This is a genomic window from Pseudomonas sp. NPDC098740 (assembly GCF_044760065.1).
In the GTDB taxonomy this organism is placed as follows: domain Bacteria; phylum Pseudomonadota; class Gammaproteobacteria; order Pseudomonadales; family Pseudomonadaceae; genus Aquipseudomonas; species Aquipseudomonas rossensis.
The window spans coordinates 1-1,336 of sequence record NZ_JBIWAM010000056.1; the positions used below are offsets into that span (position 1 = coordinate 1).

Annotated in this window: 1 pseudogene; it reads right to left on the bottom strand. The window is 57.3% G+C overall.

Features of this window, described 5'->3' with window-relative positions:
- Nucleotides 1-53: 53 nt before the first annotated feature.
- Nucleotides 54-1,307 (bottom strand): annotated as a pseudogene (gene nusA, locus ACIQU2_RS28895) (transcription termination factor NusA); the annotation flags it as partial.
- Nucleotides 1,308-1,336: the final 29 nt, after the last annotated feature.

A 1,336-nucleotide genomic window follows, 5' to 3' on the forward strand; every position in this document is an offset into this window, starting at 1 on the left:
AGGTCTTCGGCCGGATGGGCGTCTGCCAGCATTTCCTCAGTAGCGATGGCTTAGGACAACAAACGATCCTTGCCGCGAGCGCGAAGCTCGTTGACGGTTTCTTCGTCAAAGCCGTCGATGTTGAGCATTTCTTCCAACGGTACGTAGGCAATCTCTTCCAGGCTGGTAAAGCCTTCATCTACCAGCACCTGTGCCAGATCTTCGTCGACTTCCAGCTCGTCGATGAAGTTGCGCAGGATGTCGCCGGTTTCTGCTTGCTGCTTAGCCTGGATGTCCGATTCGGTCATCACGTTCAGGGTCCAGCCAGTCAACTGGCTAGCCAGACGCACGTTCTGACCACCCCGACCAATGGCCTGAGCCAGATTGTCTGCGCCAACGGCGATGTCCATTGCATGGGCATCTTCGTCAACGATAATTGCCGCCACTTCAGCCGGCGACATTGCATTGATCACAAACTGAGCCGGGTTGTCGTCCCACAGGACGATGTCCACACGCTCACCGCCCAACTCACCCGACACTGCCTGGACGCGCGAACCGCGCATACCGATGCAAGCGCCTTGCGGGTCGATGCGTTTGTCCTTGGAGCGGACCGCGATCTTGGCGCGCGAACCCGGATCACGGGACGCAGCCATTACTTCGATCAGGCCTTCAGCGATTTCCGGCACTTCGATGCGGAACAACTCGATCAGCATTTCCGGCGCAGTACGCGACAGGATCAGCTGCGGGCCGCGGTTCTCGGTGCGGATTTCCTTGAGCAGCGCACGCAGTCGCACGCCAACCCGGAAGGTTTCGCGAGAAATGATGTCTTCACGAGCCAGCAACGCTTCAGCGTTGTTGCCCAGGTCGACGATCACGTTGTCGCGGGTCACTTTCTTCACGGTGCCGGAGATGATTTCTCCCAGGCGCTCGCGATAGGCATCAACGACTTGAGCGCGCTCGGCTTCGCGAACTTTCTGCACGATGACTTGCTTGGCAGTCTGTGCAGCGATGCGGCCGAACTCAATGGACTCGATCTTTTCTTCGACTACATCACCAACCTGAGCACCAGGATGCGTTTCTGCAACCTTGCTCGGCCAGGTTTCGATGGCCGGATCGTCCAGGTCTGCTTCTTCGACGACAGTCCAGCGACGGAATGTCTCGTAAGCACCGGTGTGGCGATTGATTTCCACACGCAGATCGACTTCGTCCTCGAAACGTTTTTTGGTAGCAGTGGCCAGAGCCAGCTCCAGCGCTTCAAAAATTACGTTTGCCGGTACGCCCTTTTCATTGGATACCGACTCAACAACCAGCAGTACTTCTTTGCTCATCGTACGCCTCGCCTTTCGCAAGCCAGTGG